2 protein-coding genes are annotated in these 1,831 nt (G+C 72.1%); both read left to right on the top strand.

Annotated elements, in window-relative coordinates; genetic code table 11:
- Positions 1–1,412 (top strand): Ig-like domain-containing domain (locus tag DW299_RS15830; RefSeq protein WP_136037146.1); only part of this gene is annotated, 1,412 nt, incomplete at its 5' end.
- A gap of 43 nt (positions 1,413–1,455) precedes the next feature.
- The coding region (locus DW299_RS15835) for a DNA-3-methyladenine glycosylase (protein ID WP_136037147.1) at positions 1,456–1,831 on the top strand (376 nt) is incomplete at its 3' end.

Here is a 1,831-nt window from a genome sequence, read left to right on the forward strand (position 1 = left end):
CATCCGCGGCGAGCGACCGCGCCGGTGCGGCGGCCGGGCCGCGGATGTCACGTCGGTTCCTGCTGACGATCGGTGGCGTGCTGGGTGTGCTGGTGCTGGTCGGCACCGGCTTCGGCGTCGTGAGCCTGCTGCAGGGTCCGCGCATCTCGGAGGTGCAGGTCGACGCGGCCCAGGCGATCGAATCGTCCGGCAGTCGCCTGATCCTCACCGCGAACCAGCCCCTCGCCGCGGTCGAGGCGGACCAGGTGTCGGTCGAGCCGGCTGTGCCGTTCACGGTCGACGCGGCCGGCCGCGGGATCGGGGTGCGCTTCACGGTGCCGCTCGACGACGACACGACGTACACCGTGACGGTGTCCGATGCCGTCGGTGCGAGCGGTGGTCCGTCCGCCGAGCTCACGACGAGCTTCACCACGCCCGCTTCGACGATGTTCCTGCTGCGGCGCGACGTCGACGGCGACGACACGATCTTCCGCACCGACCTCAGCGGCGAGAAGGCGGTGCCGGTGTTCTCGCATCCGCGGATCAACGACTTCCGCGCCACCTCCACGCGCCTCGTGGCCTCGGTCGAGGAAGACGACGGCTCGCACCTGCTGGTGATGGACCGCGACGGTGAGGACCAGCGCGAGCTGACGCTGCCCGGCGACGGCTATGTCCGAGAGATCCAGGTCTCCGAGCGCGGCAACCTCGTCGGCTACAGCTACTCCGACCGCGAGCTCGGCGACAGCGAGGGCCGCGCGAGCGTGCTCGTGACCCAGTCGCTGAGCGGCGACGACGAGCCGCAGATCATCGAGGTCGCGGGCGAGGAGGCGAGCGTCTTCGTGTGGCAGTTCGTGCCGGACAGCGCCGCCGTGCTCTTCATCGACTTCGACGGCGCGCTCGCCCTCGTCGACCGTTCCGCCGACACGGGAGTGCAGTCGCTCGGGCTCGCCACCACCATTCAGGGCATCTCGCGCGGCACCTACACCGCGATCGTGGAGCGACTCGACGGCACCGTGGTCGAGCTGAACCTCACCGACGGCTCGGAGCAGCCGCTCGCGGCCTCGACGCCCGACTACGGCACGGCCACGACGATCACGCCGTTCCCCGGCGGCACGCTGCGGCACGTGGTGTCGCGCGACGACTCGGGACTGCCGATCGGGCAGGCGGTGGTCCGCGTGGACGACGACGGGGTCGCAGAACCCCTGGTCGAGGTGGGGTCGAGCGACGCCATCCTCCAGGCGTGCGCGTCGCCGAGCGGGCAGTACGCGGCCGTCGTGGTCGCCCCCGACATGGCGAACAACCCCTACGACGGCATGCTGCTGCCGCTTCCGGGGCGGCTGGAGACCCACCTGATCGACCTGGACTCCGGGAAGGAGCTCGTGGCCCTCACCGGCTTCGACGCCTCCTGGTGCCAGACGGCGCCGCGGTTCTGACGTGTCGGCCGTTCCGCTGCGACGCGTGACCCGCGACGACGTGATGCGCTCCGCCGTCGAGGTGGCGCCCACCCTGCTTGGCGCGGAACTGCGCACCGTGGTGATCGAGGGCGGTGTGCCGGTGGAGGTCCGCGTGCGCGTCACCGAGGTCGAGGCCTATCACGGCCAGGGCACGGGCGACCGCGTCGACCCCGGCTCGCACGCGCGCATGGGTCGCACCGCCCGCAACGCCACGATGTGGGGCGAGCCGGGCCACCTGTACGTCTACCTGAGCCACGGGATCCACTCGTGCGTGAACGTGGCGTGCGGTCCGGAGGGGCAGGGCGACGGGGTGCTGCTGCGCGCCGGAGAGGTGGTGGCCGGTGAGGACGCTGCGGCCGTCCGCCGCGGTGCCCCGCTCCCGCTGGGGCGAACGGCCG

The organism is Microbacterium sp. K35, assembly GCF_004794375.1.
In the GTDB taxonomy this organism is placed as follows: Bacteria; Actinomycetota; Actinomycetes; order Actinomycetales; family Microbacteriaceae; genus Microbacterium; species Microbacterium sufflavum.